Source organism: Arthrobacter sp. efr-133-R2A-120, assembly GCF_030209835.1.
Taxonomy (GTDB): domain Bacteria; phylum Actinomycetota; class Actinomycetes; order Actinomycetales; family Micrococcaceae; genus Arthrobacter.
Genome location: NZ_JARVRF010000008.1, coordinates 59,508 through 76,451 on the forward strand (window position 1 = coordinate 59,508; position 16,944 = coordinate 76,451).

At 63.8% G+C, this 16,944-nt stretch carries 15 protein-coding genes and 1 pseudogene; all 16 read left to right on the forward strand.

What is annotated here, in order from left to right:
- Positions 1-69: 69 nt before the first annotated feature.
- The 16 genes and pseudogenes from QRN52_RS05565 to QRN52_RS05640 all read left to right on the forward strand — a co-directional run bounded on the left by QRN52_RS05565 (position 70) and on the right by QRN52_RS05640 (position 16,928).
- Complete coding sequence (locus QRN52_RS05565) at positions 70-1,707, forward strand: UDP-N-acetylmuramoyl-L-alanyl-D-glutamate--2,6-diaminopimelate ligase (RefSeq protein ID WP_502869694.1); 1,638 nt, start codon at positions 70-72, stop codon at positions 1,705-1,707.
- Positions 1,708-1,713: 6 nt separating this feature from the next.
- Positions 1,714-3,204, forward strand: coding sequence for a UDP-N-acetylmuramoyl-tripeptide--D-alanyl-D-alanine ligase (locus tag QRN52_RS05570; protein ID WP_284751763.1), 1,491 nt, complete (start codon positions 1,714-1,716; stop codon positions 3,202-3,204).
- Positions 3,201-4,310, forward strand: coding sequence for a phospho-N-acetylmuramoyl-pentapeptide-transferase (gene mraY, locus QRN52_RS05575; protein ID WP_269996805.1), 1,110 nt, complete (start codon positions 3,201-3,203; stop codon positions 4,308-4,310). The genes QRN52_RS05570 and mraY overlap by 4 nt, the downstream gene beginning before the upstream one ends.
- Positions 4,292-5,893 carry a UDP-N-acetylmuramoyl-L-alanine--D-glutamate ligase gene (murD, locus tag QRN52_RS05580; protein WP_284751764.1) on the forward strand — a complete coding sequence of 534 codons (1,602 nt, stop codon included), beginning with the start codon at positions 4,292-4,294 and terminating at the stop codon, positions 5,891-5,893. Before mraY ends, murD begins: the two co-directional genes overlap by 19 nt.
- 2 nt (positions 5,894-5,895) lie before the next feature.
- Positions 5,896-7,200 carry a putative lipid II flippase FtsW gene (ftsW, locus tag QRN52_RS05585; protein ID WP_284751765.1) on the forward strand — a complete coding sequence of 435 codons (1,305 nt, stop codon included), beginning with the start codon at positions 5,896-5,898 and terminating at the stop codon, positions 7,198-7,200.
- 6 nt (positions 7,201-7,206) lie between these two features.
- Positions 7,207-8,313, forward strand: a complete 1,107-nt coding sequence (murG, locus tag QRN52_RS05590; protein ID WP_284751766.1) for an undecaprenyldiphospho-muramoylpentapeptide beta-N-acetylglucosaminyltransferase — start codon at positions 7,207-7,209, stop codon at positions 8,311-8,313.
- Between the two features lie 95 nt (positions 8,314-8,408).
- Positions 8,409-9,683, forward strand: a pseudogene (murC, locus tag QRN52_RS05595) (UDP-N-acetylmuramate--L-alanine ligase); the annotation flags it as partial.
- Positions 9,676-10,515, forward strand: a complete 840-nt coding sequence (locus QRN52_RS05600; protein WP_284751768.1) for a cell division protein FtsQ/DivIB — start codon at positions 9,676-9,678, stop codon at positions 10,513-10,515. The pseudogene murC and the gene QRN52_RS05600, both read left to right, overlap by 8 nt.
- 215 nt (positions 10,516-10,730) lie before the next feature.
- Positions 10,731-11,963: a cell division protein FtsZ gene (gene ftsZ / locus QRN52_RS05605; RefSeq protein WP_284751769.1), complete on the forward strand. Its 1,233-nt coding sequence runs from the start codon at positions 10,731-10,733 to the stop codon at positions 11,961-11,963.
- Between the two features lie 38 nt (positions 11,964-12,001).
- Positions 12,002-12,697 (forward strand): purine nucleoside phosphorylase YfiH/LACC1 family protein, encoded by a 696-nt coding sequence (locus QRN52_RS05610; protein WP_284751770.1) that lies wholly within the window; start codon positions 12,002-12,004, stop codon positions 12,695-12,697.
- Complete coding sequence (locus tag QRN52_RS05615) at positions 12,690-13,439, forward strand: YggS family pyridoxal phosphate-dependent enzyme (protein ID WP_284751771.1); 750 nt, start codon at positions 12,690-12,692, stop codon at positions 13,437-13,439. The genes QRN52_RS05610 and QRN52_RS05615 overlap by 8 nt, the downstream gene beginning before the upstream one ends.
- An 88-nt stretch (positions 13,440-13,527) precedes the next feature.
- Positions 13,528-14,058: a cell division protein SepF gene (locus QRN52_RS05620; RefSeq protein ID WP_284751772.1), complete on the forward strand. Its 531-nt coding sequence runs from the start codon at positions 13,528-13,530 to the stop codon at positions 14,056-14,058.
- 101 nt (positions 14,059-14,159) lie between these two features.
- Positions 14,160-14,447, forward strand: a complete 288-nt coding sequence (locus QRN52_RS05625) for a YggT family protein (protein ID WP_269996787.1) — start codon at positions 14,160-14,162, stop codon at positions 14,445-14,447.
- Between the two features lie 162 nt (positions 14,448-14,609).
- Positions 14,610-15,290, forward strand: coding sequence for a DivIVA domain-containing protein (locus QRN52_RS05630; protein ID WP_284751773.1), 681 nt, complete (start codon positions 14,610-14,612; stop codon positions 15,288-15,290).
- A gap of 98 nt (positions 15,291-15,388) precedes the next feature.
- Entirely contained in the window at positions 15,389-16,009 is a 621-nt protein-coding gene (gene lspA, locus QRN52_RS05635) for a signal peptidase II (RefSeq protein ID WP_284751774.1), read from the forward strand.
- Positions 16,002-16,928 carry an RluA family pseudouridine synthase gene (locus QRN52_RS05640; RefSeq protein WP_284751775.1) on the forward strand — a complete coding sequence of 309 codons (927 nt, stop codon included), beginning with the start codon at positions 16,002-16,004 and terminating at the stop codon, positions 16,926-16,928. The genes lspA and QRN52_RS05640 overlap by 8 nt, the downstream gene beginning before the upstream one ends.
- The last annotated feature ends 16 nt before the right edge of the window (positions 16,929-16,944 follow it).

A 16,944-nucleotide genomic window follows, 5' to 3' on the forward strand; every position in this document is an offset into this window, starting at 1 on the left:
CACCCATGCCGTTTGCGGAGCCCCCGGGATCCCGCACGGCCAGTTTTACGAGCACCAACGGAGACCACCTTGTCAGAGCAGAATGATGCCGTATCGATCCCTACAGGGAACCCGCCGGCTACGGACAAACCCGGCTTCCGTCCAGCCGTCGTGGCGCCTGTTCCCCTTGAGTCCATCGCGTCCTCCCTCGGAATTGCGCTGCCCCTGGACTCCAGCGGTACGTCGGTGACCGGTGTATCTCTCAACTCGCGGACTGTCGAGCCGGGAGACTTGTACCTGGCCCTGCCCGGAGCCACACGGCACGGGGCCGGCTTTGTCGCCCAGGCGGTGGCGGCCGGTGCCGTGGCTGTCTTGAGCGATGAAGATGGCGCCCGCCAATTGGCACTTGAGGACCTTGCTGTTCCCGTGCTGATCGTCAGCAATCCCCGTGCCGCGGTCGGGACCCTCGCCGCCCTCATTTATCGAAGCCAACCCCTCGATGGGGTTTCGCCCACACTTTTCGGGGTAACCGGTACGAACGGTAAAACGACCACGACGTATTTCATCAACTCCCTCCTCCGTGCGCTGGGCAGGAATCCTGGCCTGATCGGGACGATCGAAATCCTTGCGGGGGGCGAGGCCATCCCGAGCCTGTTGACCACGCCGGAGTCAACGGATGTCCATGCCTTGCTCGCCCTCATGCGTGAACGTGGGCTTGACGCGGCTTCCATGGAGGTCTCCTCCCACGCCCTGTCCTTCCACAGGGTCGACTCGGTGACGTTCGATGTTGCCGGCTTCACCAACCTGACGCAGGATCACCTCGATCTCCACGGAAGCATGGACGAGTACTTCCGGACCAAGGCGGAACTCTTCACCAGCGCGCGCGCACAGCGCGCTGTAGTGACCGTCGACGACCGCTGGGGGCGCTTACTGGCCGATGAGGCGGGAATTCCCGTGACCACGCTGGCGACCACGCCGGGCAGCGATGCTGACTGGACAGTGGAGTCAGCCGAGCAACGCGGGCTTGGAACGGACTTCGAATTGCGCCACCGCGATGGAACAGTCCTACGCGTCCATACAGGATTACCGGGGGATTTCAACGTCGCCAACGCGGCCTTGGCCACCATTATGGTGCTCGACTCCGGCATCGAACCGCCGGCACTGCAGGCGGCGCTCGAGAGGCATGATCCCTTCACCGTTTCCGTACCGGGCCGGATGCAGCTGATCTCGGATGCCCCGGCTTCCGTTGTCGATTTCGCGCACAACCCGGACGCACTGGCGAGGGCCCTGAAGGCCGTACGCTCGCAAGCCCCCGGATCCCGAGTGATTGTCGTTTTCGGCGCCACTGGACAGCGTGACCAGGGCAAGAGGCCGACGATGGGCGCCATAGCCGCCCGGCTCGCCGACGTCGTGATTGTCAGCGACGACGATCCGCATGACGAAGACGCTGCGGCGATCCGTTCGGAAGTCATCGCCGGGGCCCGCGCCGCCCAGGAGTCAGAGGGCCTTGACTGCGAGATCGTGGAAGCGTACCCCCGGGACGTCGCCATTCGCCAAGCCGTGGAACTCGCCACTGAGAAGGACACCATCCTGATCGCCGGCCGAGGACACGAGGTCTGGCAGGAAGTGAAGGGCGTGAACCTTGCCCTCGATGACCGGGTGGAACTGCGGGCAGCCTTGACAGCCAGGGGATTCAAGGTTTCCACGGACGAGCGGATAGAGTCCTAGACCGAGATGATTGCACTTACTGCGGCGGAGATCGCCGATATTACCAATGGCCGATTGGCAGCGGACCCGGGCATCGTTCCGGTGTCCGTCGTTACCGATTCCCGTGAGGCGGCTGCCGGATCGTTGTACGTGGCCAAGCCAGGAGAGAACGCCGACGGCCATGCCTACGTGGGCGCCGCTTTTGAGCGCGGAGCCGTTCTGGCTCTGACCGAGCGCGACGTTTCCGACGACGACGGCCGGCCGTACCCCGCCGTCGTGGTCGATGACGCCGTGATCGCCATGGGTGCCTTGGCTGCAGAGTCCGTCCGCCGAATCCGCGCCGAACGTGCGGCAAAGGGGGAGCCCTTCACCGTCATCGGCATCACCGGCTCGGCGGGCAAGACCACTACCAAGGACCTGCTCGCGGGGATCCTTTCCCGGGCCGGGGCCACAGTGGCGCCGCAGGGTTCGTACAACGGTGAAGTCGGCGTGCCGCTCACAGTGTTCGGGGCCGATGCTGGCACCCGTTACCTCGTGATCGAAATGGGCGCCACCGGCGTCGGCCACATCAAATACCTCGCCGACATGGTCCAGCCGGACATCGGCGTCGTTCTTTGCGTAGGCACCGCCCACGCCGGCGAGTTCGGTGGCGTGGAGAACATAGCCAAGGCAAAAGGCGAACTCGTCGAGGCGCTGGGGGAGGACGGAACGGCCGTCATCAACCTCGACGACGCGCGGGTCGCGGCGATGGTCTCCCGCACCCGGGCCGAAGTGCTCGGAACCACCGCTACCGGCATTTCCGGCTCCGCGGTCGAAGCCAGGAACGCCGATATCGACGAAGACGGCCACCCGGAATTCGAGCTCGTCCTGCCCGACGGCGGGGTCCCCCTTCCCGTCCACAGCAAGCTCATCGGTGCCCACCACATCACCAACCTGCTTGCTGCTGCGGCCGCAGCGTTCGCGGCAGGACTCCCTGCGGCCGAGATCGCCGCCTCGCTGAGCGAGCAGTCGCCGGCCAGCCGGTGGCGAATGGAACGCACGGAGCGGGCAGACGGCGTCACCATCATCAACGACGCGTACAACGCGAATCCGGAATCCATGCGTGCAGCCTTGCGAACCCTCGCCGACCTCGGCCAGGGACGCCGCACCTGGGCGGTGCTGGGAGCGATGCTGGAACTTGGCGAAGATTCCATCCGCGAACACACGGCGGTGGGGACGCAAGTGGTCCGCTTGAACATTTCCCGGCTCGTTGTGGTTGGCCGCGAAGCCCGGGCGCTGTACATTTCCGCGATCCAGGAAGGGTCCTGGGGCGACGAATGCAGTTTCACCGAAACGGCTGACGAGGCTTACGAACTGCTGCAGGCCGAGCTCGAACCAGGCGACCTGGTGCTTTTCAAGTCCTCAAACGGGGTCGGCCTAAGGCATTTGGGGGATCGGATAGCATTACCCCCACAGGCCGGGACAAGTGCGAACACTGCGGCTGCAACTGCCGCCAATGAAGGGAACGAGCTGCTGTGATTGCACTGTTGATCGGCGCGGGCGTTGCCCTCCTGGTGGCTCTGATCGGAACGCCACTGTTCATCCGGTTCCTTGTCACCAAGGGATACGGCCAGTTCATCCGCGACGACGGACCCACGTCCCACCACACCAAGCGCGGTACCCCCACCATGGGCGGGACAGTCGTGGTGGCTGCCGTGCTCATCAGTTATGGGTTGACCCACCTGATCATGTGGATGATGAACCCACGATCACCGGGCCCGTCAGCTTCGGGCCTGCTCTTGTTGTTCCTGATGGTCGGCATGGGATTCGTTGGTTTCCTCGACGATTTCATCAAGATTTCCAAGCAGCGCAGCCTCGGACTCAATGCCAAGGCCAAGCTGATCCTTCAAGCATTCGTCGGCATTGTCTTCGCAGTGCTGGTCTTGAACTTCCCTGACGCGGAGGGGATCACCCCGGCCTCCACGCATATTTCCCTTGTGCGGGACATCCCCTGGCTGAACCTGGCCTTCGGGGGCACCGTCCTTGGAGCCATCCTGTTTGTCATCTGGTCGAACCTGATCGTCACTGCGGCAACCAACGGCGTCAACCTCACGGACGGACTGGACGGCCTTGCCGCCGGTGCCTCCATCATGGTCTTCGGCGCCTACACACTCATGGGAATCTGGCAGAACAACCAGGCCTGCGGTTCGCCCCGCGAGGCGGGCAGCGGCTGCTATTCGGTCCGTGACCCGCTCGATCTGGCGCTCCTGGCGGCTATTTGCAGTGCCGCGCTGGTGGGCTTCCTCTGGTGGAACACGTCTCCGGCGAAGATCTTCATGGGAGATACCGGTTCCCTCGCTATCGGCGGCGCGGTGGCCGGCTTTGCGATCCTCTCCCGCACCGAGCTTCTTTTGGGCATCATCGGCGGTCTTTTCGTCCTGATTACACTGTCGGTCATCATCCAGGTGGGTTACTTCAAGGTCACCAAGGGCAAACGTGTCTTCAAGATGGCCCCCCTTCAGCATCATTTCGAACTCAAGGGCTGGGCCGAGATCACGGTGGTTGTCCGATTCTGGATTCTTTGTGGCCTGTTCGTGGCAGCAGGCCTTGGGATTTTCTATGCTGAATGGGTGGTGCTGCTGTGAGCGCAAGTCCTCAAACCAAGCCTTCGTCCAATGACCGGCTCAAGGACCTCGTCAGTTGGGATTCCGACTGGAAGGGCCTTCGCGTCGTCGTGACCGGCATCGGAGTCTCCGGTTTCGCGGCCGCCGATACCTTGATCGAACTCGGCGCACGCGTGGTGGTTGTTGACGCTGCCACGAGCGCCAAAGCCCTCGCCCAGGCGGACACCTTGAAGATCGTGGGCGCAGCCGACGTCCTGCTTGGCCAGGACGCCGTCACGACCCTGCCCCGTGTGGACGGTGAAAAAGCCGAACTCGTGGTCACGTCGCCGGGCTGGCGGCCGGACCAATCCCTCCTGGCAGCCGCCAAACGGGCCCACGTCCCGGTGTGGGGCGACGTCGAACTCGCTTGGCGGGTGCGCGAACGCAAGGGCCGCAAGACCGCGGACTGGCTCACGATCACAGGTACCAACGGCAAGACCACCACGGTGGGCATGACCGAAGCAATGCTCCAGGCGGCGGGGCTCAAGGCAATCGCCGTGGGGAATGTAGGCACTCCGATCCTGGATGCACTCCGTGATCCGGTTGAGTACGACGCTTTCGCGGTTGAGCTGTCCAGCTTCCAGCTGCACTGGATCGAATCCCTCTCCCCGGTGGCCAGCGTCTGCCTCAACGTCGCCGAGGACCACGTTGACTGGCATGGCTCTTACGAGTCCTACCTCGCGGACAAGGCAAAGATCTTCGAGAACACCCAGAAGGCATGCATCTACAACGCTGAGCAGATCGAGACCGAACGCATGGTGGAAAATGCCGACGTGGTCGAGGGGTGCAGGGCTATAGGTTTCACCACCTTGACCCCGGCTGTCAGCATGCTCGGCGTCGTCGAGGGGTTGCTCGTGGACCGTGCGTTCATTGAGGAACGCAAGAGTTCGGCAGTGGAACTCGCCTCCCTGGCCGATTTGGGCACTGCCGCGCCGCGACACATGGTTGCCAACGCCCTGGCTGCTGCCGCCCTGGTGCGCGCCTACGGCGTCGAATCGTCCGCCGTGCGTGAGGGGCTCAGGAACTATCTCCCGGGAGACCACCGCATCCAGCCCGTGGCCAAGCAGAACGGCGTACTCTGGGTCAACGACTCCAAAGCGACCAATCCGCACGCTGCTTCCGCGGCCCTGTCGGCGTTCGACAAGGTCGTCTGGATTGCAGGCGGTTTGTCCAAGGGCGTCAACTATGACGATTTGGTCAAAAGCAACGCGCACAGGCTCAAGGCGGTAGTGCTGATCGGAACAGACACCGCGGACCTGGAAGCCTCCCTCAAGCGACACGCAGCGGATGTGCCCGTAATCGGGCAGCCCAAGGGCGACACTGAAATGGTGCAGTCCGCCGATTCAGCTGGTACCGCCGCGGAACCGTCTCCGATCTTCGGCGACACCGTGATGGCCCACGCTGTCGCGTCGGCAGCAAGTATCGCCGAGCCCGGCGATACCGTGCTGATGGCCCCGGCGGCTGCCTCCATGGACCAGTTCTCTTCCTACGCTCACCGTGGCGATGCTTTCATCCGGGCAGTGCGCGAGCTTGTGGAAGGCCAGGCACAGACCACCGAGGAGTAACAATGGTCAGCACGCCCACGCGCAGCGGGCCCGGGCGGACCCGGGCCGGCAAGGCAGACCCCGCCGGACGCGCGGCAGGCGTTGCTCGAGCCTCGCTGCCGTCGCGGATACGTTCCGGGATGGCTGGTTTCTGGTCAACGCTTGAGGGAAGCGGCAAATCAAGAAACGGGTCTACGTACTACCTGATTCTCGGCGCATCGCTTGCGCTCACGGCCATCGGGATCATCATGGTCCTCTCGGCATCCAGTGTTGAGGCGATTGCGGCTGGAGAATCCCCGTACTCGATCGCCACCAAGCAAGGAATGTTCGCCGGCATCGGCATCGTTGCGATGCTGGTGCTTTCACGGGTCAACGTCCTTTGGCTTAAGAGATTCGCGTGGCCCTCGATCATTCTCGCCGGTGCCTTGTTGGTGCTGGTTCTGGTGATCGGCAAGCGTGTGCTGGGCAACCAGAACTGGATCGAGATCGGTGGCTTCACCTTCCAGCCATCGGAGTACGCCAAGTTCGCCCTGGTGCTCTGGATGGCAACGGTCCTTTCTGTGAAGGCGAAGCTTCTCGACAAGTGGACCCATGCGCTCATCCCCGTCGTTCCGGTCTCCGGCGCCATCATTGCCTTGATTGTCCTGGGACATGACCTTGGAACCTCGTTGGTGGTCATGTTGATCATGGCGGCCGGCTTGTTTTTCGGCGGCGTCAACCTGAAGCTCTTCGCTGCTGCAGGAGGCGTTGCCGCCGCCGCGGCGCTGATACTGGCGGTTACCAGCGGAAACAGGATGTGCCGGATCACCTCGTGGATGGGGCAGAGCTGCGCAGGGGCCAGCGACATCGGATTCCAGAGCGAACAGGGACTCAGCGCCCTTGCCTCGGGAAGTTGGTTTGGTGTTGGCCTTGGCCAGAGCCGGCAAAAATACCAATGGATTCCCGAAGCCCACAACGACTTCATCTTCGCTGTCATCGGGGAGGAACTCGGCCTCGTGGGGACCATCGTGGTCTTGGTGCTCTTTGCGTTGCTCGCCGTTGCGATCTACCGGGTGGTCAGCCACCAGGAAGACTTGTTCGCCCGCGTGCTCGGCGGCTCGATCATGGCGTGGATGCTCGGACAGGCCGCGATCAACATGGCGATGGTGGCCGGCCTGCTGCCCGTGATCGGCGTTCCGCTACCCTTCATTTCCTATGGCGGTTCAGCGTTGGTGATGTCGCTATGCGGCGTGGGCGTAGTGTTGTCTTTGGCCCGCGCCCAAATGGCTCCTGCCGGCCGTTCGAAGCCGCGCTGGCGACTTGCGAAAACTGCACGAAAGCGTACATAGCACTCCATGAATTCCCAGCCCAAACCCCTCTCCGTGGTCCTCGCCGGCGGCGGGACCGCCGGACACATCAGCCCATTGCTCGCCATTGCCGACGCCATCAAGTCGCTGCGGCCGGAGGCCAGGATCCTTGCCGTCGGCACGCCCAATGGCATGGAAACGCGTCTGGTTCCGGCTGCCGGCTACGAGTTGGCCACCATCGACCGGGTTCCCTTCCCCCGGAAGCCCTCCGCGGATCTGCTCAAACTGCCCGGCAGGCTCGCGGCGGCGGTCAAGCAAGCCGGACGCATCCTGGACGACGCACAGGCCGACGTACTCCTCGGCGTCGGCGGCTACGTGTGCACACCGATGTACCTCGCGGCGTGGCGTCGCAGGATCCCCATCGTCATCCACGAGGCCAACACGCGCGCCGGGCTTGCCAACCGGGTAGGGGCCATGTTCACCAAGCATGTCGGGGTGGCCTTCCCTGAGACCCGGCTTCGGCACGCCCGCCACGTGGGGATGCCCATGCGCAAGGCCATCGCTGGTCTGGACCGTGCGGCTTGGCGCGCGGATGCCAGGCAGTCCCTGGGCCTCGACGCCGGACAGCCTGCACTCATCGTGACCGGCGGTTCCTCCGGAGCCCAGAGCATCAACCGTACGATCGCCGGTGCCGTCGCCGCTTTGGCGGAAGCCGGTATCCAGACACTGCACATCACCGGCCGCGGCAAGGCGGTGACGAACGACGACGGCGACCCCCTGGCCGCCGACGGCTACCACCAGGTGGAATACGTGGACGGCATGGAGAATGTCTACGCGGCAGCCGATGTCCTCCTTGCCCGATCCGGCGCGGCAACCGTCAGTGAGGTGGCCGCCGTCGGGCTCCCGGCGGTCTTCGTTCCGCTGCCCATCGGAAACGGCGAGCAGGCAATGAACGCGTCCGCCCTGGTCAAGGCCGGTGCAGCGCTTCTTGTCGACGACCGGGCCCTGACCGCGGAATGGCTCAAGGCCGAGCTGATTCCTTTGCTCACGGATCAAGCCCGCCTTGAGGACATGGCCAGCAAGGCAAAGGAACTTGGCATCAGAAATGCTGATCAGCGGATGGCTGATCTCGTCTTGGAAGCGGTAACCGAATGACCCAGCCCCTCGCAGACATCGATTCCCTCGGCAGGGTCCACTTCATCGGCATCGGCGGCGTGGGCATGTCTGCCGTCGCACGCATCATGGTGGCCAGGGGCGTTCCCGTGAGCGGTTCCGACGCCAAGGACCTGCCCGTCATGCAGGACCTCCAGTCCGCAGGGGCACGGATCGCAGTTGGCTACGCCGCGGAAAATCTTCGTGACGCGCAGACCGTCGTTGCCGGTTCGGCCATCAGGGCCGACAATCCGGAACTGGAAGCGGCCCGGGCGGCCGGCCTTCCGGTGCTCCACCGTTCAGAGGCCCTCGCGGCAACCATGGGCGCAGACCGCGTGGTGACCGTGGCCGGCACGCACGGCAAGTCCACCACCACCTCAATGGTGGCCGTGTTGCTCAAGGAAGCGGGCCTGGATCCCTCGTTCGCCATCGGCGCCAACGTACCCGCCCTCGGCGTCAACGCAGCGCACGGCACCTCGGACATCTTCGTTGCCGAAGCCGATGAATCGGACGGTTCCTTCCTGAACTATCGGCCCCTCATCGCCGTCGTCACCAACGTCGAAGCCGACCACCTGGACTATTACGGCACGCCTGAGGCTGTCTACGCCTCCTTCGACAGTTTCGCTGCACTCCTGCCCGCTGACGGCGTGCTTTTTGCCTGCGCGGACGACGACGGTGCCCGGGCCCTCGCGGAACGGACCCGCGCCGCGGGCAACACCCGGGTTCTGGGCTACGGGACCGCGGAGGACGCCGATATCCGCCTGTACGATGGGGGGCCGGGCGATGTCCGGGTCTCTGTCGGCGGACAGGAATACCGGCTTGGCCTCCAAGTGCCCGGGCGGCACAACGCCTTGAACGCGACGGCCGCGTTCGGCGTCGCAGTCGAGCTCGGCGTGGCACCCGAGGTTGCCGCGGCCGCCCTCGGCCATTTCACCGGAGCATCGCGGCGATTCGAGTTCAAGGGGCAGGGGAGGGGCGTGCGTGTCTACGACGACTACGCCCACCACCCCACGGAGGTCCGGGCCGCCTTGTCCGCCGCCCGCTCCGTGGCAGGCGGCAACAAGGTGCATGTGCTCTTCCAGCCGCACCTGTTTTCGCGTACCCGCGAATTCGCGGAGCAGTTTGCGGAGGCGCTTGGCGAGGCGGACACAGCCCTCGTGTTGGACATCTACCCAGCCCGCGAGGATCCCATCCCCGGGGTCACGAGCACCCTGATCACGGGACGCCTGAAGAATGGCAGGCTCGTGGCCGGCGGCCAGGAAGCACTGGACGCGGTACTCTCCGCGGCCGGCGACGGCGACATCGTCCTGACCGTCGGAGCTGGCGACGTGACTGCCTACGGGCCCCGGATCGTGGAGCTGTTGGGTGGCTGACACCCGGAAGCCCACGTTCAAGCCGCAGGCGGGCCGCCGGCCGGGAGTCGTCAGTGCAGAACGCAGCCTCGACGATCCCGTCGGTGGTCCTTCGGAATCAGCCGCGGGCAAGGACAGCAATGTGCTGGCATTTCCCGAGCCCAAGGGACGCAAGCGGCGTCGGACGGTGCTCACGGTGGTGGCCATCGTCGTCGCCCTGGTCGCCGGAATCATCGTTGCGTCGATCTACTCTCCGGTGTTCGCAGTGCGCACTGTGACGGTTGACGGTACCAAGCTGCTTCAGGCGGGGAGCGTCCAGAAGGCCCTCGATCCGGTGAAGGGAAAACCCCTTCCGCAAATCAACGACGCCGACATTGCCGCGCTGCTCAAGCCGCTCGTCCAGGTGCGTTCCGTCAGTACCGAGGCCCGCCCGCCGTCGGAACTTTTGGTCCACATTGTGGAGCGGGTACCCGTGGCGCTGGTCAAGGGCGGCGACAACTATTCACTGGTTGACGTCGATGGCGTCCAGCTTGGATCAACCACCGATCCCGCATCGGTTCCCTTGCCGGTCATCGACGGGCAAGGAGCGAACCAGAGTCTCTTCAAGGCGATCACGGCTGTTCTTGCGACGCTGCCGGCGGATGTGCTGGCGAAGATGGCCAGCGCTTCGGCCTCGTCGCCGGACGCCGTCGAGCTCAAGCTCACGGACGGCAAGATCGTCGTATGGGGGAATGCGGACGAGAAGGAGCTGAAGGCGCGCGTCCTCGAGGCGTTGCTCAAGGCTCCCGCCAATCCAAAAGTTCCGGTGAATGTCTACGATGTCAGCGCACCGAGGCACCCGTTTACCAAATAGGCCATTTCAGCTAGTAACTTCAGTGACGTAGAGGGCTATTTTTCGGACTTTCACACGACACGCGGAGGCGGTCATTGAATGTCGGATTCATAGCCCATACCGTCACTTAAGAGTTACTTGACATAACTATAACCTTCAACTAGAGGGTTAAGGTCCAAGGATTCAAGTTGGACTCGATCTGTTTCGCTATAGGACACAAGCAAGGGGCACGAAACGTGGCAGCACCGCAGAATTACTTGGCCGTCATCAAGGTCGTCGGCATCGGCGGCGGTGGCGTGAATGCAGTTAACCGAATGATCGAAGTCGGCCTTCGCGGCGTCGAGTTCATCGCCATCAACACCGATGCCCAGGCTCTCCTCATGAGCGACGCGGACGTCAAGCTTGACGTTGGACGCGAGCTCACGCGCGGTCTGGGAGCCGGTGCCAACCCCGACGTCGGACGCCAGGCTGCCGAGGACCACGCCGATGAGATCGAAGAGGTCATTCGCGGAGCCGACATGGTCTTCGTCACCGCAGGCGAAGGCGGCGGCACGGGAACCGGCGGCGCCCCCGTCGTGGCCCGGATCGCACGCTCGCTCGGCGCCCTGACGATCGGTGTCGTCACGCGGCCCTTCACCTTCGAAGGACGCCGACGTGCCGGTTCGGCCGAAGCCGGAATCGACGCCCTGCGCGACGAAGTCGATACCCTCATCGTCATCCCCAACGACCGTCTCCTCTCCATCAGCGACCGTAACGTCTCCGTCCTGGACGCTTTCCGCTCCGCTGACCAAGTACTCCTGTCCGGTGTCCAGGGCATCACGGACCTCATTACGACCCCTGGCCTGATCAACCTGGACTTCGCTGACGTCAAGTCGGTCATGCAGGGTGCGGGCTCCGCGCTGATGGGTATCGGCTCGGCGCGCGGCGAGGACCGCGCTGTCAAGGCCGCGGAACTCGCCATCGCCTCTCCGCTTCTGGAAGCCTCGATCGACGGCGCCCACGGCGTCCTGCTCTCCATCCAGGGCGGCTCGGACCTCGGCCTGTTCGAGATCAACGAGGCCGCGAGGCTCGTGCAGGAAGTGGCCCACCCCGAAGCCAACATCATCTTCGGTGCCGTCATCGACGACGCCTTGGGCGACGAAGCACGCGTCACGGTTATCGCCGCTGGTTTTGACGACCTCAAGGCCACCTCACCCTCGATGAACCAGTCGGCCGCCCAGCAGCCGGGTCAGCACCAGGCCCCTGCGGCCCCGGACCGTCCCGCAGCACCTTCAGCTGCTCCGGCCTATTCCGCGCCGCAGCACGTTTCCGCAGGCGTCGGCGCTTCAGGCTTGAGCAACTGGGGCCAGCAGCGCCCGTCGGCTTTGCCGGCTGACTCGGGCTTCGACGTCGACCTCCCCGCCGTCGTCGAACCGGACCTTTCGGGAAGCCGCACCGACGACCTCGATGTTCCGGACTTCCTGAAGTAGCCTGTCCGTTCAAACCCACCCAGGAGAGTTAGCCAGTAGTGTTTTGGTGGCGAAAAGAAGTGCGGCCGGGGATTTCGGTCGCCTTCTCCGATGACGATGCGGGCAACCTTGCACTGCACGTGGCGGACAATCCTGACAATGTCATGGTGCGCCGGGCCCGGCTGGAAGCAGCGGCGGGGCTCGGCGAACGGCGTTTCCAATACATGAACCAGGTACACGGAAAAGCCGTCGAATTCATCGCCGCCCACAGCGATGGACCGACGGCCGACGCCATGGTGTCCACGGGGCAGCCCCTCGCGGTCATGGTGGCCGACTGTGTCCCCATCGTGTTGCTGGGCGAAGTGCCCGACGAAACCGACCGGGTCCTTGCGGTGGTCCACGCGGGCCGGCCCGGAGTTGCCGCGGACATCGTTTCGGCCACCGTCGCCGAAATGCGAAACCGCGGTGCGGCGACCATCAGCGCCTGGCTGGGCCCCTCCATCTGTGGTGAATGCTACGAAGTTCCCGAACAGCTGCGGGCCGACGTGGCTGCCGCTGTTCCGGAAACCTGGTCAACGACCTCGTGGGGCACGCCCGCACTGGATCTGCCCGCCGGTGTGCGTTCCCAGTTGAAAGCACTCGACGTCAGGGTGGAGTATTCGGGGGAGTGCACGCGGGAGACCTCCCGGCTCTACTCGTACCGGCGCGATCAGCAAACAGGCCGCTTTGCAGGTTTGGTGTGGACGCATGAGTGAGACTTTTCCAACGGCGGAAAGCGCTGGCGGCGAGCCACGGACTGCCGAGCTGCGCGAACGGCTGGCCGCGGTCCGCCAGCGGATTTCGGCGGCAACCGTCGCAGCCGGGCGAACCGAAGAGCCGCAACTGATAGTCGTCAGCAAGTTCCATCCCGCGGCGGATGTCACCCGCCTGGCGGCACTTGGCGTGACGGACGTCGGTGAAAACCGCGACCAGGAAGCGGCCGCGAAGTCTGCCGAACTCGCTGGGCTCCCGGTGCGTTGGCACTTCATTGGTCAACTGCAAAGCAACAAGGCCAAGTCCGTGGCGAAGTACGCGTTTTCGGTCCAATCGATCGATCGTCCGCAACTGGCCGAGGCCCTGGCCAAGGCCATTGCGCGGCAACAGTCCGAGTCCGGCAGGCCGGACCTTGACTGCTACATCCAGGTCAGTCTTGAGCACGACGCCGGCGGCCACCGCGGCGGTGCCGCTCCGTTCGACGTCGAGCGCCTCGCCGAATCAATCGCGACGGCCGCCGGGCTGCGATTGGCCGGGGTGATGGCCGTCGCGCCGCTCGGAGCGCCCCCGGAGGAAGCGTTCGAGAAACTCGCCGCCATTTCAAGGGATCTGCGAGGACTGCATCCGGACGCCGTGGGGATATCGGCCGGGATGAGCCAGGACCTAGAAGCTGCCGTTCAATTTGGTGCGACACACCTGCGAATTGGCTCGGATATTCTCGGTTCGCGTCCGCGGGTGGGGTAGCGTCAAAGTATTGGAAGCGACGGGCCGGGATTTCAGCGATGTCAAGTCATGGGCGGCCCGCCCACTGCAGACACGATAGGAGTCCAGCATGGCTGGCGCACTGCGCAAGACAATGGTTTATCTTGGGCTCGCCGATGGCGATGAACACTACGAGTCTGAGCAGAACGAGCAGCACACGGACGAGGCCCGGTCTGTCGACCTCAATCGTGAAGAGCGCCGCGCCCCTGCACCTGTACGTGAAGTAGTTCGTGAAGTCCCCCCTGTCGCCGAAGAGGAATACCGCGCACCCGTGACACCTATCAAGCGTGCGGCATCCAGCCGCGAAGACGCCTCCGGACTGAGGCAGATCACCACCGTCCATCCCCGCTCCTACAATGACGCCAAGATCATCGGCGAAAGTTTCCGGGACGGCATCCCCGTGATCATGAACGTCACGGACATGGGTGAGGCAGATGCAAAGCGTCTCGTCGATTTTTCCGCCGGCTTGGTCTTCGGACTCCACGGCAGCATTGAGCGCGTCACCAGCAAAGTTTTCCTGTTGTCGCCGTCGTACGTCGAAGTTCTTGGCGACGACAAGAAGGTCAGCGAAGCCCAAGCAACGTTCTTCAACCAGAGCTAGCACAGTCAACAGGGATGCCAGGCAGAGCGATCTGCCTGGCATCTGTGTTGCAATAGAGGGACTGACCGGAAAATGGCGAACTAGGAGATCTGAGCTAACCCGTGGGCATAGTTTTCGGCCTTTTGTACATTGCATTGCTGCTGTTCCTGGTCACCCTCATCATCAGGCTCGTCTATGATCTGGTGCAGATGTTTGCGCGCCAGTGGCGCCCCCGCGGCGCTGCCCTGGTGGCCGCGCACGTGGTCTATTCCGTGACTGATCCGCCGTTGAGACGGATCCGCCGGCTGATTCCACCGCTGCAACTTGGCGGGGTGTCCCTTGACCTGGCATTTCTGATCGTGTTTATTGTCGTCAGCATCGCAATGGGATTCGTCTACACGCTGGCGTAGCTCTTCCGCAGTCCATGCGCCGATCTTTTTTCTTCGGCCCGTGGCTGCAATCTTCCGACCCAACACGATGGTGTTGAATTGGGGGAATCAGATGATATTTAGGTACCGTAGTTTTGAACGGCCGGAAGGCCTACTGACTAACTAGACCAACGAGGTGACCAGATGGCTTTGACGCCAGAAGACGTTGTCAACAAGCGCTTTCAGCCGACCAAGTTCCGCGAAGGCTACGACCAGGACGAGGTCGACGACTTTCTCGACGAAATCGTCGTCGAGCTGAGGCGTTTGAACCAAGAGAACGACGAGCTGCGCAAGAAGCTCGGCGAAGGCGGAAACCCGGTTCCTGCCAGCGCAGCATCGGCACCCGTGGTCGAGAAGGTGCCCGCACCGGTGAAGGCCGACAAGGACGCACAGGCCAAGGCAGAAGCCGAGGCGAAGGCCGAGGCCGAGAAGAAGAAGGAGCCGGCTGTTGCCGCCGCTCCTGCCCCGGCCGCACCTTCGGCCGGCTCTCCTTCCGCCGAGTCCGCAGCGGGCCTGCTGGCCATGGCTCAGCAGATGCACGACAAGCACGTGGCCGATGGCGAGCAGCAGAAGGAAAAGATCATTGCCGAGGCGCAGATCGAAGCCTCCAGCCTTGTCAACGACGCGCAGGACAAGTCCCGCAAGATCCTCGGTGCCCTCGAGCAGCAGCGCAGCGTTCTCGAACGCAAGGTGGAGCAGCTCCGCGGCTTCGAGCGCGACTACCGCTCCCGCCTGAAGGCCTACATCGAGGGCCAGCTGCGCGACCTGGATGCCCGCGGCTCGGTTGCGGCTCCTGAGGTCGGCGAAGCCGCCGCAGAGGTCTAGCAAGTATTCTGAAAGCCGGTGGCTGGGGATTCCTCGGCCACCGGCTTTTGGCTGTTAAGGCGCCAGAAGCCATGGTTACCGAACCGAATGAAAGTACTATGAGCGACGAACAAACTGACGGCACAGAACAAACGAACGGCATCCCGGAGCCCGTCCGCACCAAGGTCCACGCGTGGCGCCCCGCACTGCTTTGGGTCTTTGCAGGCTTCGCCGTGTTCGCGTACGCCTTCGACCAACTGACCAAACTCTGGGTCACCAGCACCATGGTCGAAGGCGAGCGGATCCCCGTCCTTCCTCCGCTCCTGCATTGGTACTACATCCGAAACTCCGGCGCCGCGTTCTCCATCGGTGAAAACGTCACATGGGTCTTCACCATCGTCATGGCGGCCGTTTCGGTGGTGATTTTGTTCCAGGTGCGTCGACTGGGATCGGTCTGGTGGTCGCTGGCCCTCGGCCTGCTGCTGGGAGGCGCGCTCGGAAACCTCACGGACCGCCTTTTCCGCGAGCCTTCCTTTGCCATGGGCCACGTGGTGGACTTCATCCAATTGCCCAACTTCGCGATTTTCAATATCGCCGACTCGGCGGTGGTTTCCGGCGTTGTGATCATCTGCCTGCTGACCATACGCGGGATCGGACTCGACGGGTCCCGCCATCATTCCGCCGGTTCCGCGACGGCCAAGGCCGGAACACCTGAGGATCAGGAACCGCGCGATGTCTGAGCAATTCGTGGTGCCCGAAGAGCTGGGCGGGACCAGGGCCGACGCGGGCCTGGCGAAGCTGATGGATATTTCCCGTTCCGCGGCCGCCTTGCTGATCGCCGAGGGCAACGTCACCGTCTCCGCAGGCACGGTGGGCAAATCGGCGAAGCTCGTTGCCGGGTCCGTGCTGGAAGTCACCGTTCCCGAACGCCGGGATCCCTTGGAAGTCGTGGAGGAAGTCGTGGAAGGCCTGAATATCCTGTTGGACGATGACGACTTTGTTGTCATCGACAAGCCCGTAGGCGTGGCGGCGCACCCGTCACCGGGTTGGGTAGGCCCGACAGTGGTTGGTGGCCTCGCAGGTGCGGGATACCGGATTTCAACATCCGGCGCGCCTGAACGTGCCGGCATCGTCCACCGTCTCGACGTCGGAACGTCGGGCGTCATGATCGTGGCCAAGAGCGAACACGCTTACACGGTGCTCAAGCGGGCCTTCAAGGAACGCACCGTAGACAAGGTGTACCACGCAGTGGTCCAAGGCCTGCCGGATCCACTGGAGGGCACCATAGACGCGCCCATCGGGCGCCACCCCGGGCATGATTGGCGTTTCGCGGTGATCGAGGATGGCCGTCCCTCCGTGACGCACTACGAAGTCCTTGAGGCCTATGGCAAGGCAACCCTCGTGGAAATCCACCTTGAGACAGGCAGGACACACCAGATCCGGGTTCATTTCTCGGCCCTCAGGCACCCCTGTGCGGGCGACCTGACCTATGGGGCGGACCCGCGTTTGGCCGCCAACCTGGGTCTGACCCGGCAGTGGCTGCACGCGCGGAGGCTTGGCTTCAACCACCCCCGCACCGGCGAATGGGTCGAAGTCACCAGCCAGTACCCGGCGGACCTGCAGTACGCGCTGGAACTTCTTGAAAGCGGCAACGCGTAGCGGGATCCACGCTTCC

What these genes read in the sequence shown, in the direction of transcription:
- QRN52_RS05570 (WP_284751763.1), top strand. Translation starts at nt 1,714, where the DNA reads ATGATTGCACTTACTGCGGCGGAGATCGCCGATATTACCAATGGCCGA.
- QRN52_RS05630 (WP_284751773.1), top strand. Translation starts at nt 14,610, where the DNA reads ATGGCTTTGACGCCAGAAGACGTTGTCAACAAGCGCTTTCAGCCGACC.
- murG (WP_284751766.1), top strand. Translation starts at nt 7,207, where the DNA reads ATGAATTCCCAGCCCAAACCCCTCTCCGTGGTCCTCGCCGGCGGCGGG.
- murD (WP_284751764.1), top strand. Translation starts at nt 4,292, where the DNA reads ATGGGTGGTGCTGCTGTGAGCGCAAGTCCTCAAACCAAGCCTTCGTCC.
- QRN52_RS05620 (WP_284751772.1), top strand. Translation starts at nt 13,528, where the DNA reads ATGGCTGGCGCACTGCGCAAGACAATGGTTTATCTTGGGCTCGCCGAT.
- QRN52_RS05640 (WP_284751775.1), top strand. Translation starts at nt 16,002, where the DNA reads ATGTCTGAGCAATTCGTGGTGCCCGAAGAGCTGGGCGGGACCAGGGCC.
- QRN52_RS05615 (WP_284751771.1), top strand. Translation starts at nt 12,690, where the DNA reads ATGAGTGAGACTTTTCCAACGGCGGAAAGCGCTGGCGGCGAGCCACGG.
- lspA (WP_284751774.1), top strand. Translation starts at nt 15,389, where the DNA reads ATGAGCGACGAACAAACTGACGGCACAGAACAAACGAACGGCATCCCG.
- ftsW (WP_284751765.1), top strand. Translation starts at nt 5,896, where the DNA reads ATGGTCAGCACGCCCACGCGCAGCGGGCCCGGGCGGACCCGGGCCGGC.